This is a genomic window from Pseudoalteromonas distincta, from assembly GCF_000814675.1.
Taxonomy (GTDB): Bacteria; Pseudomonadota; Gammaproteobacteria; order Enterobacterales; family Alteromonadaceae; genus Pseudoalteromonas; species Pseudoalteromonas distincta.
Map to the genome: position 1 here is coordinate 62,920 of NZ_JWIG01000009.1, position 18,682 is coordinate 81,601.

At 39.3% G+C, this 18,682-nt stretch carries 16 protein-coding genes; 8 read left to right on the forward strand and 8 right to left on the reverse strand.

Annotated features, from left to right (window positions below; all coding sequences use genetic code 11):
- Nucleotides 1–34: 34 nt before the first annotated feature.
- Nucleotides 35–469, reverse strand: coding sequence for a SulA-like leucine-rich domain-containing protein (locus QT16_RS06675; protein ID WP_002961428.1), 435 nt, complete (start codon nucleotides 467–469; stop codon nucleotides 35–37).
- 298 nt (nucleotides 470–767) lie between these two features.
- The gene (locus QT16_RS06680) at nucleotides 768–1,232 is read right to left on the reverse strand and encodes a tetratricopeptide repeat protein (protein WP_002961427.1); all 465 of its coding nucleotides are present in this window, start codon (nucleotides 1,230–1,232) and stop codon (nucleotides 768–770) included.
- A 118-nt stretch (nucleotides 1,233–1,350) separates the two neighbouring features.
- Between QT16_RS06680 and QT16_RS06685 the strand changes: the two genes are divergently transcribed.
- Complete coding sequence (locus QT16_RS06685; protein WP_002961426.1) at nucleotides 1,351–2,643, forward strand: NCS2 family permease; 1,293 nt, start codon at nucleotides 1,351–1,353, stop codon at nucleotides 2,641–2,643.
- Nucleotides 2,644–2,723: 80 nt separating this feature from the next.
- On the opposite strand, the gene QT16_RS06690 is transcribed toward QT16_RS06685, so the two are convergent.
- Nucleotides 2,724–3,482: a hypothetical protein gene (locus QT16_RS06690; RefSeq protein WP_033021650.1), complete on the reverse strand. Its 759-nt coding sequence runs from the start codon at nucleotides 3,480–3,482 to the stop codon at nucleotides 2,724–2,726.
- A gap of 324 nt (nucleotides 3,483–3,806) precedes the next feature.
- Here QT16_RS06690 and cysB point away from each other — a divergent pair, with 324 nt between their 5' ends.
- Nucleotides 3,807–4,784, forward strand: a complete 978-nt coding sequence (gene cysB / locus QT16_RS06695) for an HTH-type transcriptional regulator CysB (RefSeq protein ID WP_002961670.1) — start codon at nucleotides 3,807–3,809, stop codon at nucleotides 4,782–4,784.
- A gap of 76 nt (nucleotides 4,785–4,860) precedes the next feature.
- On the opposite strand, the gene QT16_RS06700 is transcribed toward cysB, so the two are convergent.
- The 3 genes from QT16_RS06700 to pabB form a co-directional block, all read right to left on the reverse strand.
- On the reverse strand, nucleotides 4,861–6,237 hold the full coding sequence (locus QT16_RS06700) for an L-serine ammonia-lyase (protein ID WP_024606542.1): 1,377 nt from the start codon (nucleotides 6,235–6,237) through the stop codon (nucleotides 4,861–4,863).
- Between the two features lie 103 nt (nucleotides 6,238–6,340).
- Complete coding sequence (locus QT16_RS06705; protein WP_039487363.1) at nucleotides 6,341–6,916, reverse strand: NUDIX hydrolase; 576 nt, start codon at nucleotides 6,914–6,916, stop codon at nucleotides 6,341–6,343.
- Nucleotides 6,917–6,922: 6 nt separating this feature from the next.
- A complete protein-coding gene (gene pabB / locus QT16_RS06710; RefSeq protein ID WP_039487364.1) occupies nucleotides 6,923–8,281 on the reverse strand; it encodes an aminodeoxychorismate synthase component I in 1,359 nt (452 codons plus the stop codon).
- 155 nt (nucleotides 8,282–8,436) lie between these two features.
- Here pabB and QT16_RS06715 point away from each other — a divergent pair, with 155 nt between their 5' ends.
- From QT16_RS06715 to QT16_RS06735, 5 genes are all read left to right on the forward strand, one after another.
- Nucleotides 8,437–9,963: a fumarate hydratase gene (locus QT16_RS06715; RefSeq protein ID WP_007375888.1), complete on the forward strand. Its 1,527-nt coding sequence runs from the start codon at nucleotides 8,437–8,439 to the stop codon at nucleotides 9,961–9,963.
- 431 nt (nucleotides 9,964–10,394) lie between these two features.
- The gene (locus tag QT16_RS06720; protein ID WP_008138453.1) at nucleotides 10,395–11,435 is read left to right on the forward strand and encodes a Leu/Phe/Val dehydrogenase; all 1,041 of its coding nucleotides are present in this window, start codon (nucleotides 10,395–10,397) and stop codon (nucleotides 11,433–11,435) included.
- A 136-nt stretch (nucleotides 11,436–11,571) separates the two neighbouring features.
- Nucleotides 11,572–12,210, forward strand: a complete 639-nt coding sequence (locus QT16_RS06725; RefSeq protein WP_082007351.1) for a chloramphenicol acetyltransferase — start codon at nucleotides 11,572–11,574, stop codon at nucleotides 12,208–12,210.
- A gap of 176 nt (nucleotides 12,211–12,386) precedes the next feature.
- Entirely contained in the window at nucleotides 12,387–13,211 is an 825-nt protein-coding gene (locus QT16_RS06730; protein ID WP_002961680.1) for a M90 family metallopeptidase, read from the forward strand.
- A 105-nt stretch (nucleotides 13,212–13,316) separates the two neighbouring features.
- On the forward strand, nucleotides 13,317–16,496 hold the full coding sequence (locus QT16_RS06735; protein WP_039487373.1) for an amidohydrolase family protein: 3,180 nt from the start codon (nucleotides 13,317–13,319) through the stop codon (nucleotides 16,494–16,496).
- 138 nt (nucleotides 16,497–16,634) lie between these two features.
- Here QT16_RS06735 and QT16_RS06740 read toward each other — a convergent pair whose 3' ends face one another.
- Entirely contained in the window at nucleotides 16,635–16,976 is a 342-nt protein-coding gene (locus QT16_RS06740; protein WP_002961684.1) for a hypothetical protein, read from the reverse strand.
- Nucleotides 16,977–17,126: 150 nt separating this feature from the next.
- Between QT16_RS06740 and QT16_RS06745 the strand changes: the two genes are divergently transcribed.
- The gene (locus QT16_RS06745; protein WP_039487376.1) at nucleotides 17,127–17,879 is read left to right on the forward strand and encodes a Nif3-like dinuclear metal center hexameric protein; all 753 of its coding nucleotides are present in this window, start codon (nucleotides 17,127–17,129) and stop codon (nucleotides 17,877–17,879) included.
- Between the two features lie 14 nt (nucleotides 17,880–17,893).
- Here QT16_RS06745 and QT16_RS06750 read toward each other — a convergent pair whose 3' ends face one another.
- On the reverse strand, nucleotides 17,894–18,658 hold the full coding sequence (locus tag QT16_RS06750) for a YdcF family protein (RefSeq protein WP_039487379.1): 765 nt from the start codon (nucleotides 18,656–18,658) through the stop codon (nucleotides 17,894–17,896).
- Between the last annotated feature and the right edge of the window lie 24 nt (nucleotides 18,659–18,682).

Below are 18,682 nucleotides of genomic sequence, written 5' to 3' on the forward strand. Positions count from 1 at the left end.
ATAATACAAAGTCTAAAACATTAGTTTAACAAGCTTATTGAGCGAGTGGTATCTCTGTTGTTTGAGCGTTTTTAGTAAAACAATATAGTTTTGTATTCGTTTTACTCAAATCGAACGATAGATTTGTAAGTAGTTGGTTATTAACTATATCGGTCCAGGTAATTACCGCTGCAAAGTTTCCATTATGTAACGCAGAATTTAATACATACTCTAGATTTACTAGGTGCTTCTGTCTAATTACAAGTAATTTACTTGTATCAATAGAGCATGAGTCAAGTAAAGCTTTGCTAGGTACATGATCTGGTGCAATTAATAACGTCCATGCATTAGAGCTATTATATTGGTGTAATACTTTTAAAAGCTCAAAGGTAGCTGAAATTTCATCTTCAATTTGGATCAAATTTACGCAATCGCTTTGCTCGTCTTGTTGGTAACTTTTAACTGTTCTTACGGTAATAGGCTGTAACATAATTTCACTCACTGGGTTTTTATACAGTATTCATATACAGTAGTTTATACAGTGCTTTCGTGCAAGCATTTTATGCTATTTATTTGTACAGTTATTCAGCTTTTGATCATTGTTTTTTATTTTTTAATCTATAATTCTTTATTAATCAACTTGTTATAGGCTTGTTTTTGAGAGGGTATTTTTAAAATAAATTTTTGAGTCATGTTTTCATTTGTGGGTTTTATACTGTGTAGGAGTATCTTTGTAACTATATACAGTATTTTTCAACACTGTATACAGTACTTATAACTTAGTTAGTTTATGTGTTTTCACTGGTGCGAGGGATCATATGAGAAAACTGGAGTTGGTGGATTTGTTCGTACAAACTTGCTGCATAACATTGAGCATCTTTAAATCGCTTAGTTTCGATATGTTTGCGTATATCTGTAACCGCTGCAGTGGCAGGTGCGTACCCTTGGCTACTCGCTAAGCTCAACCACGCTACAGCATGAAATACACTTTGTGGCACGCCTTCACCTTTTACAAAAAATAAACCTAAATAAAACTGTGCTCTATGGTTTCCTGCCATTGCAGCAAGGCGCATCCATTTTGCAGCCAATGGAGCTTGATTATTTTTTAAATAATATAGGGCTTTATTAATAGTACTTTGCTCATCTTTTTTATTATCAATGGGCGCGGGGCTGCTTTCTGGTTGAGTAACAAAACCTAAAATGTTGTCTAGCTGTTGCTCTAAGTCTTGCTCACAAGGTGTTGTTTTAAGCATATTGGTTCATTTATTATTTTAACTACTTTAACAGTTTAGTATATAGCAAGGTAAAATGTCCTGTAAAAGATAATTTTTATGTTAAAATCTCGCCACTTTTTACTATCACAAGTTTATTATGTTTGAAGCCTTATTTAAACTCAGCGAAAATAACTCAACAGTTAAACGCGAATGCGTTGCTGGCCTAACGACCTTTATCACTATGGTATACATTGTATTTGTAAACCCGGCTATGCTTGCTGAGGCAGGGATGGACCAAGGGGCTGCATTTGTAGCTACCTGTATAGCAGCTGCGATAGGCTGTTTTATAATGGGTTTATGGGCTAATTATCCATTAGCATTAGCGCCTGGCATGGGACTAAATGCTTTTTTTACGTATGGCGTCGTATTAGGAATGGGTTATACCTGGCAAGCCGCATTAGGGGCTGTTTTTATGTCGGGTTGTATATTTTTATTTTTAAGTTTATTTAAAGTCAGAGAATGGATTATTAATGCCATACCTCTGGTGCTCAAGCGAGCTATCGCAACAGGTATTGGTGCTTTTTTAGCCTTAATTGCCCTTAAAAATGCAGGCATTATTGTCTCAAGCCCAGCAACACTAGTGCAATTGGGCGACATTACTTCCCCAGGCCCATTATTAGCTATATTAAGCTTTTTTGTAATTGCAGCGCTTTTATACCGCGATTTTAAAAGCGGTGTACTTATTAGTATTTTATTAGTGACAGGTATTGCACTAAGTTTAGGGCTTGTTGAATATCATGGTGTTATGGCTATGCCACCATCAATAATGCCTACTTTTATGCAACTAGATTTTGCCGCCGCTTTTGATATATCAATGATGAGTGTTATTTTTGCATTCTTGTTTGTCGATCTTTTTGATACTTCGGGTACATTAGTTGCGGTCACTCAAAAAGCTGGTTTAGCTGATGAAAAAGGTAACATGCCTCGTTTAGGACGCGCACTAAGTGCTGACAGCTCTGCAACAATTGCAGGTGCGATGCTAGGCACGTCTACGACTACATCGTATATAGAATCGGTTGCTGGTGTTTCTGTTGGCGGACGTACTGGCTTAACGGCTGTCGTTGTAGGTATTTGCTTTTTACTAATGATGTTTTTTGCACCGCTTGCACAAATGGTACCGGCTTATGCTACGGCAGGTGCTATTTTATATGTCGCTGTACTGATGCTACAAAATTTAAAGTTTGTAAATTGGGATGATATGACCGATGCAATTCCTGTTACTGTGGTATTACTAATGACACCATTAACGTTTTCTATTGCGCACGGTATTGCACTTGGCTTTATATCTTATACAGCGGTAAAAGTATTGTGTGGTAAGCAAGATCAAATCAGTATTAGTGTTTGGATATTAACAGCCTTGTTTGTTTTCAAGTTTGCATTTTTGTCTTAATAGCTAACAAAAAATACAAAAAAGCCTGCATAAATTTAATTTGTGCAGGCTTTTTTAATACTTATTTTAGTATAAAAACGCTACCATTTCTTTTTAGGAGCAAACAATATATCTAAGTCGTCTTGCTCTTCTTCTGTTTTCTTTTTAAGTGCGCTTGCATTAGAAGCTCTAAGTTCAACACTAATTGCTTCTAAGTAACCTTCAACTTCTTGGCGTTTTGTTGTTACATATTCATCGGTGTATGTAACTGCATTGAGCGTTGCCTGTGCTTTTTCAAAATACTGCCTTGCAGAGCCAACCATACTTGCTGAGCGGGCAGATAAGCCACGCTTTATTTGGCTTTCGATATTAATACGCAGTTGTAGTTTTTCAAGACGTTTATCTTCTAAAACAAAAACTTGGCTGTCAATACGACCTTTACTGTGTTCAGAGCGTAAAATTGAGCGTAATTTTTTAATGCCCTGAATTAGGCCTACTAGTTGCTTGTCATTACTCGGTAGCGTTAAAGCTTCACTGCTATTATCTTTAACTGGATTAGATAAGTGCGTTTTCGCTTCACTTAAGCGGCTTTTAAGTGCTTTAGATGTTTGCGAGTTATTAACCATTGTATTCAAAGCTTCGTAAATACGGCGTTGTAACGTACGAATTAGATTCTCAGATAGGGGTATGTTAGCACTATTCATTAGCGCTTCTTCAGTTTCTTCTATTATAGCTTTTTGTTTTGTAAGCTCTTTGCGGCGTTCTGCCTCTTGTTTTTCTTTGTGTTGTTGTACAGCACTTACCCAAAGTGCAATCACAATCAATGCAACTATAAGCACTATTATAATAGAAACGATCATGGTGTAATTCTCGGATATATAACCTAATTATTTAATCTTACATTAAATATACGTTAACAGGGTAGCTTTGCGCCGATTAACTTAAAAAATATACCAAAAAACTGATAGGTTGAGCTCTTTATAAACTGTAGTCACCCTAAGGGCTTATAAACTAAAGCTGAATAAACATCGCTACCTCAAGCATATTTATTATGCTAGCCTTGAGCTCTAATCAGATAATTGCACACCTAAAGACCTAAAGTGATATTTTACGTAAATAACACTTGGTTTTAAGCGGTATTGCCTTTATAAATAATATGAATAATAACGTTAAAATTTGCAGCCATGAAATTACAACAACTCAGATACATCGTAGAAGTACAAAATCATAAATTAAATGTTTCAGCGACTGCTGAGAGTTTATTTACCTCGCAGCCAGGAATTTCTAAACAAGTACGCATGTTAGAAGATGAGTTGGGTGTACAAATTTTTGGTCGCAGTGGTAAACATTTAACGCATGTAACCGGTGCTGGCGAAGATATAATTAATATTTCTCGTGAAATACTCTCCAAAGTAGAAGGTATTAAAGCCGTTGCTAATGAGCATACGCTACCTGATCAAGGTAAGTTAAATATTGCCACAACACATACCCAAGCTCGTTATGCTTTGCCTAACGTGATTCAAGGGTTTATGAAAAAATACCCTGCGGTATCGCTTCATATGCACCAAGGTACTCCACAGCAAATATCGGATGCTGCAGCACGCGGTGATGCCGACTTTGCTATTGCAACAGAAGCACTGCATTTGTATTCAGATTTAGTTATGCTGCCTTGCTACCATTGGAACCGCAGTATTGTTGTTGCTAAAGATCATCCGCTCGCTAAAAAGGCAAATAGTTTAACCGTTGCTGATATTGCCCAATATCCACTCATTACATATGTATTTGGTTTTACGGGCCGCTCAGAGTTGGATAAAGCATTTAGCGCACACGGACTTGAACCACACATTGTATTTACTGCAACCGATGCTGATGTTATAAAAACATACGTACGACTGGGTTTAGGAGTTGGTGTTGTCGCTTCAATGGCGATAGATCAAGTGAGCGATACCGATTTAGTGTGTATTGATGCAAGCCACTTATTTGAAGCTAGCACGACCAAAATTGGTTTTAGAAAGGGCAGCTTTTTACGTACTTACATGTATGATTTTATTGAACGTTTTGCACCGCACTTAACTAAAGAACGCGTGGAGCGAGCAAGTTTGTTACGTAACCAAGATGACGTAGATAAGTTATTTGCAGATATAGAGTTACCCGTTAAATAAGGTGATTGCATTGAACGAACAATAAAAAAGCTGCCTATTTTAAAATAGGCAGCTTTTTCTTTTTATAGCGAGCTGATTAACATTCGATAATATTAACTGCTAATCCACCGCGAGCGGTTTCTTTGTATTTGGTTTTCATGTCGTTGCCGGTTTCAAGCATGGTTTTAATTACTTTATCAAGTGATACCTTTTGCTCGCCACTGCCACGAATAGCTAAACGTGAGGCATTAATTGCTTTAATCGCGCCCATTGCATTACGTTCAATACACGGTACTTGTACTAAGCCACCAACAGGGTCGCACGTGAGGCCTAAATTATGTTCCATACCAATTTCTGCTGCGTTTTCTACTTGCACAACATTGCCACCAACAATTTCTGTTAATGCGCCTGCTGCCATAGAGCACGCAACGCCAACTTCACCTTGGCAACCTACTTCAGCACCCGATATAGAGGCATTCTTTTTATATAAAATACCAATAGCAGCAGCCGTTAATAAATAACGTGTGGCTATATCGCGGTCTACTTCTTTCACAAATGTGTGATAGTACATAAGCACAGCCGGTAAAATACCCGCAGCACCATTAGTTGGTGCGGTAACTACACGGCCACCTGCCGCATTTTCTTCGTTTACGGCAAGGGCAAATAAATCAACCCAGTCCATTGCACGAAGTGGGTCGTTACTGACCTCTATATTTAGTTTTAAGTATAGGCTTGGCGCACGGCGCTTTACTTTTAAGCCGCCAGGTAAAATACCTTCGGTACGCATACCACGCTCAATACAGGCCATCATTACTTTCCAGATATGAAACAGCGTGTCTTTTATTTCATCTTCAGTGCGCAGTGTTTTTTCGTTCTTCATCATCAAGCTTGAAACACTAAGCCCTGACTCTTTACACATCTCTAGTAGCTCTTTTGCGCTACTGAAAGGGAAAGGAGCTGGGTTTTCTTCTCTAATATCGAGGGCTGCTTGTTTTTCGTTTTCAAACTCTTCGTCAGTCACAATAAAGCCACCGCCGATAGAGTAATAAACTTTGCTGTAAACTTTTTCGCCGTTGTTTGAAGCGATAATTTCCATTGCATTAGAGTGCTTAGGCAGCGTTTTGCGACGATGAAAAACAATAGCACCTTGTTTTGGAAACTTAGCTTTATGTGTCTTGTTTAAATAAATAACCTGATCTTGTTCGATGGTCGCTAAAATGTCGTCGACTAAATCGGCATCTATAGTTTCAGGGTCGTAACCGGCTAAACCAAGAATTACGGCTTTACCCGAACCATGGCCAACACCTGTTTGACCCAAAGAGCCATAAAGCTCTACTTTAATATCGGTAACATTTGCTAATAATTGTTGTTCTTGTAGGTCATTAACAAATAAGCGTGATGCGCGCATTGGGCCAACGGTGTGTGATGACGAAGGGCCAATACCAATGCTAAACATATCAAATGCACTGATCATAATGTGTGTGTCTCTACTTTGTTTTATCAGCACGAAGCTGCTCTTTGAACGGTCGAGCATGATAACGTGGAATTGTGATTGTGTAACTACTAATAACGAAGATTTAAACTGGTAAGGCGAGTTGTTTTGTAAAGTTTTTTATAATGCTTGCAGTCGCACCCCAAAGTAAACCATGTGGCGTTTTAAAACCTTGCAAAATAACCGTTTTCCCAAATCGTTGAAAAGGTAAGGGTTGCCAGTTAGCTTCGTTATTTAGCTCAGTGACAGAGAGTAAAAAGCTCGCTTGTACTTCATTATAGTCATTTTCCCAGGTGGTGCCTTTATTAAGTAAACCCACATAGGGGCTAATACTAAAACCCGTTAATGTTGAATACTCAGGTAAGTGACCTAATACATTAACGTTGTTTTGGGCAATATTTAGCTCTTCTTTTAGTTCGCGAAGGGCTGTGGTGCGAAGGGTAATGTCGCTTACTTCAAACTTACCTCCGGGCAAACAAATCTCCCCAGGGTGATGGTGTAAATAAGTAGGGCGTTTACACAGTAAAATATGTGCATGGTTGTCTATATCAATAATTGGCAGCATAACAGCGCTAGCGCGTTTTTTACGCGTGTCTTTTAACTGGTTTGGCGAAGCTGTAGGGCTTAACAGAAACCGCGCCATAATGTGTTCACTATTCAAAGCGACCTACTGTTTTAATAAAGGGAGGATTTTATTTACTTTATCGTAAGTTTCTTGATATTCCAATTCGACTTTAGAATCAGCTACTATTCCGCCGCCTGCCCAGCAGTAAATTTGCGCTTTGTGGCACACCAAGGTACGAATAGTGATACTGGTGTCCATGTTTCCACATGCACTTAAATAACCTATTGAACCACAATAAATGCTGCGGCGATGCGGCTCTAGTTCTTCAATTATTTCCATCGCTCTAATTTTTGGCGCACCGGTGATTGAGCCACCCGGAAAAGCCGCTTTTAGCTGATCGACCGCTGTTTTACCTTCATCAAGTTCTGAGGTGACCGTGCTGACTAAATGATGCACTGCCGGAAAGCTTTCAATAGCAAAAAGGGAAGGGACGTGAACGCTGCCAGGTTTTGCCACTTTGCCTAAGTCGTTACGTAGTAAATCAACAATCATTACATTTTCAGCGCGATCTTTAGCTGATGCTGCGAGTGTTTGGGCTTGGCGTTGATCCTCCAGTGCATCCGCTTTTCGTGGCAGTGTGCCTTTAATAGGTTTGGTTTCTACAACGTTATTATTTACAGATATAAAGCGCTCAGGGGAAATCGATAAAATAGCCCCTTGAGGGTGATTTATAAAGCTCGAAAACGGCGCTTTATTTGCTTCACGCAATTTAATATAAGCTGCCCAAGGGGAGCCTTCAAACTGAGCGTTAAAGCGCTGCGCTAAATTAATTTGGTAACAATCGCCACTTTTTAAATACTCCTCAATTTGAGCAAATTTTGTAGCGTATTCTTCTTTACTCATATTTGATTGCCAGTCGCTGTTTAGGGCAAAGGACTGCGTATTAACTTGAGAGTTAACGTGTGTATTTAAATATTGCTCATAAAGCGATAATCTATTGGTGTTTGGCTGCGATACATAAAACCAGCTTTGTTGCTGCTTGTCGTAAATAAGGGCATCTAAATAAAGGCCAATAGCCATTTGGGGAAGATTAATGTCTTCAATAGCATGAGTGGGGATGTTTTCAATTGTACGCCCTAGGTCGTAGCCAAAGTAGCCAAGCCAGCCGCCGTTAAAGGGTAAATCGTAATCGGCTTTTGTTTTATCAAGATGCGAAAGCTCATTATTCATAATTTCAAAGCAGTTATCACTACTTTCTATATTATTTAAAAAGCTTTTATTATTTTTTACTTCAAGGGTACTTTGCGGCTCAATGGCAACAATATCAAAACGACTGTTTATATGATTACTATTTGCAGAATCTAATAGAATTGCATAGGGCAAATGTGAAAAATGCGTAAAAACGTCAATGCAGTTTTGTGTTATGCCTAATTTAATACAATTTTTTTTATTGTTTAGCATTTACTGCCCCTTTAAGAACTGGCTCGAAACGGGCTGGGAGGGTATCATAAGTCAAATTTTTTGGCAGCACTAAGCTGCAAAAAACAGTGCAAACCACCGTCACCGGTTTGATTTAGATTACGCGACAACGCGTAACGGTAACTTAAGGAACCACTATGAGTACAATTTGTCAGCAAGACTTTATTGATAGCATTGAAGATGCATTGCAATATATTTCGTTCTATCACCCACTTGATTTTGTTCAAGCACTCGAAAAAGCGTACAACAAAGAACAAAGTAAAGCGGCTAAAGACGCCATTGCACAAATTTTAATTAACTCACGCATGTCGGCTGAAGGCAAGCGTCCACTTTGCCAAGACACCGGTATTATTACCTGTTTTGTTAAAGTAGGTATGGATGTTAAGTGGGATAAAACAGATTTAACCGTTCAACAAATGGTTGATGAAGGTACTCGTCGTGCATATTTGAATCCAGATAACCCTTTACGTGCATCTATTGTTGCAGACCCTGCTGGTACGCGTAAAAATACTAAAGATAATACGCCTTCGGTTGTGCATATTGATTTAGTAGCGGGTGGAAAAGTAGAAGTAATGGTTGCGGCTAAAGGCGGCGGCTCTGAAAACAAAAGTAAAATGGTTATGTTAAACCCGTCAGATGATGTTGCTGCATGGGTAGAAAAAACACTACCAACAATGGGTGCTGGTTGGTGTCCGCCAGGCATGCTAGGTATAGGTATTGGTGGTACGGCTGAAAAAGCGGCAGTAATGGCTAAAGAGTCGTTAATGGATCCGGTTGATATCCATGAACTAATGGAACGCGGCGCAGAGACAACTGAAGAAAAACTGCGTTTAGAAATTTTTGACCGTGCTAATAAATTAGGTATTGGCGCACAAGGCTTAGGCGGTTTAACAACGGTTGTTGATGTTAAAATTAAAACGGCACCAACGCATGCCGCTTCAAAACCTGTAGTAATGATCCCAAATTGTGCGGCAACTCGCCATGTACATTTTACGCTTGACGGTTCTGGCCCTGCTAATTTAAAAGCACCTAAACTAGAAGATTGGCCACAAGTAACATTTGAAGTGGGCGAAGGCACACGTCGTGTTGATTTAAATACACTGACTAAAAAAGATGTTCAAGAATGGAAAATGGGTGAAACCGTTTTACTTTCGGGCACTATTTTAACAGGTCGTGATGCAGCGCATAAACGTTTGCAAGATATGATCAACTCAGGTGAAGGTTTACCTGAGGGCGTAGACTTTGATAATAAATTTATTTATTACGTAGGCCCTGTGGATGCGGTACGCGATGAAGCAGTTGGTCCTGCTGGCCCTACAACAGCCACTCGCATGGATAAATTTACCGATATGATGCTAGAAAAAACAGGCATTGTAGGCATGATTGGTAAAGCTGAACGTGGCCCTGCAACGGTTGAGTCTATTAAAGAGCATAAATCTGTTTATTTAATGGCTGTAGGCGGCGCAGCTTACTTAGTATCTAAAGCGATTAAAAAAGCACGCGTAGTTGCTTTTGAAGATTTAGGTATGGAAGCTATTTACGAATTTGAAGTAGAAGATATGCCAGTGACTGTTGCAGTAGATAGTGAAGGCGCCAATGCGCATACACAAGGCCCTGCAATCTGGAAAGCTAAAATTGAAGAGCTTGATAGCAAGCTAAAATAACGTACGTTTTGGTATTTTTAGAAAGCGAGCCTAGTGCTCGCTTTTTTGTTTTTTTAAATAGAGTCATTACCAAGTTTACAGCTCTGACCAGTTTGCGAAAAAGCTCACTTTTTACTGGAAACCTATAGGCAGCAGTACGTGGCGGGCAAGCAGCACTTGTATATTAAACTTTACACACAAACGCTGTATTACGTGTACGTAAACGTAAGTTAGTGAGGTTCTTATATTTATAGTATTTAAAACTTACAAATTACGGTTTTTTGAATTTTTTATCTATATAAAAGTTTTAATTAGGTTATTTAATTTAAGCTTAATGTTTTCATTGGTTTTATCATCTGTGAGTATAGCGAACACGTATATGAAGTGGTAAAGTCTCGGCAATTTCCAGCGCGCATACCCTCTCACGGGTTAACTATTTCGGAGTATTTTAAGTGGCTGTGTTTAATCGAGTTGAATTTGATAACCATGAACAAGTGGTTTTTTGTTCTGATGAAGAGTCGGGTTTAAAAGCAATTATTGCTGTACATAATACCAACCTAGGTCCCGCAGTTGGCGGATGTAGAATGTGGGACTATGCGAACGACGAAGATGCTGTTTATGACGTGCTACGTTTATCAAAGGGCATGACTTATAAAAATGCAGTTGCGCGCTTACCGTTTGGTGGCGGTAAATCTGTGATTATAGGTAATGCGAAAGAAATTAAATCTGAGCAATTATTTCGTGCATTTGGCCGTCAGTTAGAGCGATTAAATGGCAGTTATTACTCAGCAGAAGATGTAAACATCACATGTGCTGATGTAGCTATTATGAATAAAGAAACTAATTACGTACTGGGTCTTGAAGGTAAAAGTGGTAACCCATCGCCATTTACAGCATACGGTACGTTTTTAGGAATTAAAGCAGCGCTACAGCATCAACGTGGCCATCAAAATTTTGCAGGCGTAAAAGTGGCTGTTCAAGGTTTAGGTGCTGTTGCTTATGGTTTATGTAAACATTTACATGATGCGGGCGCTGAGTTGTTTGTAACTGACATTAACCAAGCTGCCATTGACCGTGTAGTAAGTGATTTTGGTGCAACTGCGGTTGGCATTGATGACATTTACGACTTAGATGTTGATGTTTATGCACCTTGTGCATTAGGTGCAACCGTTAACGATTTAACGATACCGCGTTTAAAAGCGACTATTATTGCAGGCTGTGCTAACAATCAGCTGGCAGAATCTCGCCACGGTGAAGTTATTCGTGAAAAAGGCATTTTATATGCACCAGATTACGTAATTAACGCCGGTGGTATTATTAATGTTTATTACGAAACAGCGCCAGAAGGTTACAGTGCAGCAGCGTCTAATAAACATGTTGAAGGTATTTTTAATACGTTAACTGAAATCTTTGCCCGTAGCGAAAAAGAGCAAAAATCAACGCATTTAATTGCTGACGAATTAGCGCAAGAGATCATTAAAAACGGTTTATAAATTTAAGCTAAAATGCAATAAAGGTGTGCAATTGCACGCCTTTTGTTTATCTCTAAGTTAATGCAATTGTTACTGAACAGCGGTACACTTTATTTTTAATTTTGTGCGGCAAATTATGACTCCCTCAACTTCTCTCATGCAGCCTATCGATTTAGATAATTGGCCTAGAAAGCAACACTTTGAATTATTTAAACACTTTTCTCAGCCTTATTTTAATGTGTGTGTGCGTTTAGATGCTCAAGCACTTTACGACTATTGCAAAACCAATCAATTTTCTTTTTTTCAAGCATATGTATATTGCACCTTAAAAGCGTGCCATGAGTACGATTCAATAATGCTACGTATAATAGATAGTAAGCCATGGCTACTTAACAGTGTTCGCGCAAGTGTGGTTGAGTTGTCTGAAAACGATACGTTTGTTTTTAGTTATTTTAACAGCGCAAGCGATTTTAAAGAGTTTGCAAATCATGCAAGTGACGTAAGCAAAAAAGCGAAATTACAGCCGTTATTTTCTGATGCATTTGCTCAAACAGAAGGGCAGGCCGATTTAATTCATATATCTGTTTTGCCGTGGCTGAATTTTAGTGCGTTTTCGCATGCATTTAGTGAAGGGGAGAGTTTAGGCATTCCTAAATTTGTATTTGGTCAGTTTGATAAACACACAGGCACAATGCCTTTAGCTATCGATGTACACCACTCATTAATGGATGGTTTGCATGTAGCGAAATTTATAAGCACATTGCAGGGTACATTTGATACCTTTTGCAAAGGTTAACTTTAAACACATCAGTAACGGCAGTGCAAAGCAGTAAACAATTTATAAGTAATCTATAAGTAATCTATAAGCAATGCGATGTGAATTACTGTTTATTCAAATACATAACCTTGTATGCTTGAAAAGAACGTGTGCTGGACATATTTATATACCATACCTTAGCTCAGGAAATCCCCATGATAAATGGACTGTTAATTGTTGTTTTAATTCTTTTTGTGGTGATTTTCTGGCGTTGGCCATCAATTCAAAACCGATTATGGCGCAGTAAATATAAAGATTTTGCTTTAAATTCGCAGCAAAAAGATATTTTACTGCGTTGCATGCCCATCTATAAAAAAATGACCGACGCTGACAGAGAAAAGTTAGAGCGACATATTACGTGGTTTTTAAACGAAAAACGCTTTGTCGGTTGTGATGGCTTAAGGCTAACGTCTGCAATGAAGTTAATTGTTGCCGCCGATGCATGTGTATTAGTACTCAATAAACCGTGGCCGTTATATAGAAATGTAAAAGAAATTTTATTATACCCAAGTGCTTATTATGCTCCGCAATCAACTCGCGATAGTGCAGGACTTGTGAGTTACCACAATACGGTAAGACTAGGCGAGTCATGGCCTGGCGGCACACTTGTACTCAGTTGGCATGACGTGCTTGAAGGTAATCGTTTACCAAGCGATGGACATAACCTGGTATTTCATGAGTTTGCGCATCAACTTGATCAGGAAACAGGTAAAACAACGGGTACGCCCATTTTAAAAAGCTCAGCAGATTACAAAGAGTGGGGCCGAGTATTTAGCCGTGCTTTCACCCAGTTAAAAAGTCATGTTGCCTATAGCATGCCGCATGTTATTCACAGCTATGGTGCGACTAACGAAGCTGAGTTTTTTGCTGTACTCACCGAAACCTTCCTCGAAAAACCCGCAGAGCTTCGCCGATACGATCCTGAAATTTACAGTATGCTAGTTAATTACTATCAATTTGACCCTATTGTTTGGCATTAAACCTACATAAACCGCGCTTTATCATATAACGCTGGCAAGTTGCGTTTGTTTTTGTTGCAATCATGTGAAATAGTTTTTACTGCAACAATAACAAGCGAGAAACGCATGAAAAAAATGCTTCATACAGTATTGGCGGTGTCGGTGTCATTAGCGATAGGGCAGGTAAATGCCGCTGAAAAAGACGAACAAAAATGGCAAGTAGATTCACCTAAGGGGCAATTTGTTGACGCTGCAATTAGCGTTGAGCAGGGCACATGGATGAATATAGATATTAGCCCTGATGGTAAAACCGTGGTGTTTGACTTACTTGGCGATATTTACACTATGCCAATGAGTGGTGGTACAGCTACAAAGCTCACCTCTGATATTGCATGGCAAATGCAACCACGCTTTAGTCCTAACGGCAAAAGTATTGCGTTTACCTCCGACCAAGGTGGTGGCGATAACATTTGGATAATGGACTTAAAAGGCGAAAACCAACACGCTGTTACCGATGAAACCTTTAGATTACTAAATAGCCCTGCATGGAGTCCTGATGGCGACTACTTAGTTGCGCGTAAACACTTTACAGCTAGCCGCTCATTGGGAGCAGGTGAAGTGTGGTTGTATCACAAAGCGGGTGGCAAGGGCGTACAGCTTACAAAACGCGAGAACGATCAAAAAGATTTAGGTGAGCCAATGTTTTCACCGGATGGTCGTTATGTATACTTTTCGCATGATGCAACACCCGGTAAAACCTTTCATTATTCAAAGGATTCTGTAGCGGGCATTTATAAAATTAAGCGCTACGACCGTGAAACGGGTGAAATTGAAACCATAATCGATACGATGGGCGGTGCCATTAGGCCTACACCGTCACCTGATGGTAAAAAGCTTGCTTATATAAAGCGTGATGACTTTCAAACTAGTCTTTATTTATATGACTTAACCAGCGGTGAGCACACTAAGCTTTACGATAAGCTTGAGCGAGATATGCAAGAAACATGGGCTATTCATGGTGTATACCCAACCATTGCATGGACACCAGATAACGAAGAACTGGTGTTTTGGGCTGGTGGTACAATTCACAAGCTAGATGTTGCAGACAAATCTGTTAAAACCATTCCTTTTAAAGTGCAAACAAGTAAAAAAATTCAAAAAGCGGTGCGCTTTACACAAAACTTAGATACTGATGAGTTTGATGTAAAAATGCTACGTAATGTACAAGTAAGCCCAGATGGCGAAACGGCAATTTTTGAAGCGCTTGGGCATATTTATAAACGTGATTTAGAGTCAGGTAAAATTAAGCGTTTAACAAAGCAAACTGATCATTACGAATTATTTCCACAGTACTCTCGCGATGGTAAAAAAATAGTTTACACCACATGGGATGATAACAAACAAGGGTCTGTAAGGGTTGTGTCTGCGCGCAGTGGCCGTGGCGATACCATTACAACGCAGCCAGGCAAGTATGTAGAGCCAACTTTTAGCCCAGATGGAAAGACGGTTGTTTATCGAAAAGCCACTGGCGGCAGTATTTTAAACCCTAAGTGGTCACTTAATCCGGGGGTTTATAGCGTAAGCGCAAAAGGCGGTAAAAGTGAGCTTATTTCAAAAAGTGGTTATCAACCACAATTTGGAGATGCAAACGATCGCGTTTTTATAATGAGTCCTTGGCCAAAACCAACGCTTAGCGTAGTTGAGCTTGAAAGTAAAAAAGTTCGTAAACTGTACGAGTCAGAACATGCGACAGAATTTAGAGTATCACCAGATGGGCAATATCTGGCTTTTGCTGAGCGATTTAAAGTATTTGTAACGCCGTTTGTTCAAAGTGGTAAAACAATTAATATTGGGCCTAAAGATAGTCAATTTCCAATAGAGCAGTTATCGGTACGTGCTGGTGAAAACATTAGTTGGAGTGCTAAGAGCAACAAACTTTATTGGACATTAGGGCCTGAGCTTTATCATGCAAGCCTTGAGGGGATGTTTGCCATTAACAAAGCCGAAGATGCCGACTTTAAAGTGAAAAGTGGCGATAATATCGGTTTCAGTAAAAAAATGGCAGAGCCTAAAGGCATGATTGCGCTCACTGGTGCAAAAATTATAACTATGGACGGCGAAAAGGTTATTGAAAATGGTGTTATTATCACTGATGGCAAGCATATTAAAGCAATTGGTACAGCAAGCGATATAAGCATCCCTAAAGGTGCTGAGGTTATTGATGTAACAGGTAAAACTATTATGCCTGGTATTGTTGATGCTCATGCACATGGCTCGCAAGCAAGCGGTGAAATTATACCTGAGCAAAACTGGAAAAACTTTGCAGGTTTAGCGCTGGGTGTAACTACAATTCACGATCCATCAAACGATACCTCAGAAATATTTACCGCAAGCGAAATGCAAAAGGCAGGCATGATTGTTGGCCCGCGTATTTTCTCAACGGGTACTATTTTATATGGCGCAAATATGCCAGGTTATACGTCGCATATTGACTCGTTAGACGATGCTAAATTTCATTTAGAGCGCCTTAAAAAAGTAGGGGCGTTTAGTGTTAAATCGTATAACCAGCCACGCCGAGAGCAGCGCCAACAAGTTATTGAAGCAGGCCGTGAACTTGAAATGATGGTTGTCCCTGAAGGTGGCTCATTATTACAACATAATTTGAGTATGATTGTAGATGGACACACAGGTATTGAGCACTCAATCCCTGTAGAGCACATCTACGACGATATAAAGCAGTTATGGTCGCAAAGTGATGTTGGTTATACGCCAACTCTTGTAGTCGCTTATGGCGGCATTTGGGGTGAGAACTACTGGTACGATAAAACTGATGTGTGGAATCACCCGCGTTTAAGTAAATTTGTGCCAAAAAATCAATTATTACCACGCTCTATGCGCCGAGTTAAAGCGCCCGATCATCACTATAACCACTTTAATAACGCACGTGTTGCTGCTGAGTTACAAGACTTAGGTGTGCTCGTTAACTTAGGTGCGCACGGTCAGCGTGAAGGTTTAGGTGCACATTGGGAGATGTGGATGTTTGCACAAGGTGGAATGACACCGCTTGAAGCAATACGTGCTTCAACACTCGATCCGGCTAAGTATTTAGGACTTGATAAAAACGTAGGCTCGCTTGAAGTGGGCAAACTGGCTGATTTAATGGTTATAGATGGCGATCCGCTTAAAAATATTCGAGATTCGGATAAAGTAGATTACACCATGATCAATGGTCGACTATTCAATGCAGAGACAATGAATGAAGTGGGTAAAAAAGAACGCGAACCACTTTATTTTGAAGAACTGTAATTTATTTTAAACTTTTTAAAGCGGCTACATAGCCGCTTTTTTTAGCCTTACACAACTTATAAAGCTTTATGTTTTTGGCAAATAACGGATATAAAAAAACCGCTTAACGCGGTTTCTTTTAAAAATCATAAATGTTGATTAAACAACACCGCGCGGTAAGCGACAGTCATGATCTTTACGAGCTAAAATTACAATCCAAAGTTCTTCCGCTGTGTAACCTTCTTCATTTTCGGTAACAACAGTGAATGGCGCTTTTTTCTGTGCTTTAACAGGAGCAGCTGCTTTTGGTTTTTTCGTTTTAGTTGTTTTACCAGAGTTTAATTTTTTAGTAAGCTCTGCTACGTCAGCTAGGCGTAAATTTTTACCGCCATCAATGCTGTACCAACCAGGTTTGGTTGTGATTTCAGGTTTTTTACCATTGGCAGTTTCGTACGCTGCTTCAAAGGCAGATAACACTTCTGTTTTGTCTAGTTTGCTCATCAGAGACCCTATACGTTGTGAACACAGATAAAGAAGAGGTATTTATACCTATTTTAAAACAGTTTTTCAATTTTTTGCGATTTTCCTTCCATTTTAGGCCTATAAACGCCAAAATTTGCACAAAATTCAGTGCTAAGTAAGGTAAGTTGTATGCAACGTAGAGAATTTAACCAACTCCTAAATGACATTTTGAAACCTCATTTAATAAAAGATTTTTGCCCAAATGGCTTACAGGTCGAAGGTAAAAACGAAATTAAAAAAATTGTGACGGGTGTAACCGCAAGTCAAGCTTTAATAGAAGCTGCCATTGAGCAACAAGCAGATGCTATTTTGGTTCATCATGGTTTTTTTTGGAAAGGGGAATCTCAACCAATAACGGGTATGAAAAAGCGTCGCATAGGCGCGCTACTAGCAAACGATATTAATTTATTCGGCTATCACTTACCACTCGATATTCATCCAGCAGTTGGCAATAACGCACAACTTGCAAAGTTATTAGATATTGAAATTGAAACAGGGCTAGAGCCAACTTCAAATAGCGTAGCAATGAAAGGGCGTTTAAAAACACCATTAAGTGGTGAAAATTTTGCAGATAAAATTGCAAAAGTGCTTAATCGAACCCCGCTCACAAGCTTAGTACGCTCAGCTAAAATAGAAACCATTGCACTGTGTACTGGTGGTGGGCAAGGATATATTGACTTAGCAGCAGATCAAGGCATTGATGCTTATTTAACGGGTGAAGCATCGGAGCAGACAATTCATAGTTCTCGTGAGCAAAACATTGATTTTTTTGCAGCTGGGCATCATGCAACAGAGCGCTATGGTGTAAAAGCACTAGGTGAGTTACTTGCTCAAGAGCATGGTTTTGATGTGACATTTATAGACATAGATAACCCAGTTTAATTAGGCTAAATAAGTTACAGCGCCTCTGGATCTATCCAGCGGCGCAAACTTATCCATATATTTCCTACTACTTCGTGACTGTATTGCGTAACCACAAGTAAGGCATGAGCGTTGGGAATAAACTGTTTGCTCCACGGCAGCGCTGTAAAATTATGATAATCAGTGGCTGCGGTAACTACTTCAATACCTTGAGCATTAAATAAGTCTTTTGCGCGTGGCATGTGCAGTACAGATGTTACTAGTGCAACTTTAAAGTCGACTAATTTTGATGCCAGTAATTTAGCTTCTTCACCTGTGTCCATTGCTTTTGGATTTTGGAAAATACGGCTCTTATTAACGCCTAAACTAATTGCCGTTTGATACATAAGCCCGCTATTAGTGGTATTTTTATAACCCCCGCCTGAAACTATAAGCTCTGCATTAGGGTAGTGTTTCGCCAGTTTTACACCTTCGACTAAGCGCGTTAGCGCACAATTACCTAATTGATTATTTGAACTTAAAGCCGAATTTGGGTTTATATCGCAACCTAGTACAACTATTTTGTCTATTTTTGGATGCTTTAGGGCATTAAATGCAAGCGACGCTGGTTCATTATTTTGGATAATTAAATTGGCGATAAAGGGTGTGCTCAATGCAAGTAATACAATTAAGCTTAAAGTAGACAAGAAGAGGGCTGATTTGCGGCCTTTAAATGCCAGTAGAAGCATCAGGCACGCAAATAAACCAAATAGAGGCAGTGGCATAAGTAAACCACCAATCATTTTTTTAATAACAAACATAAGAGTTAAACGCTGTAGAGTTAA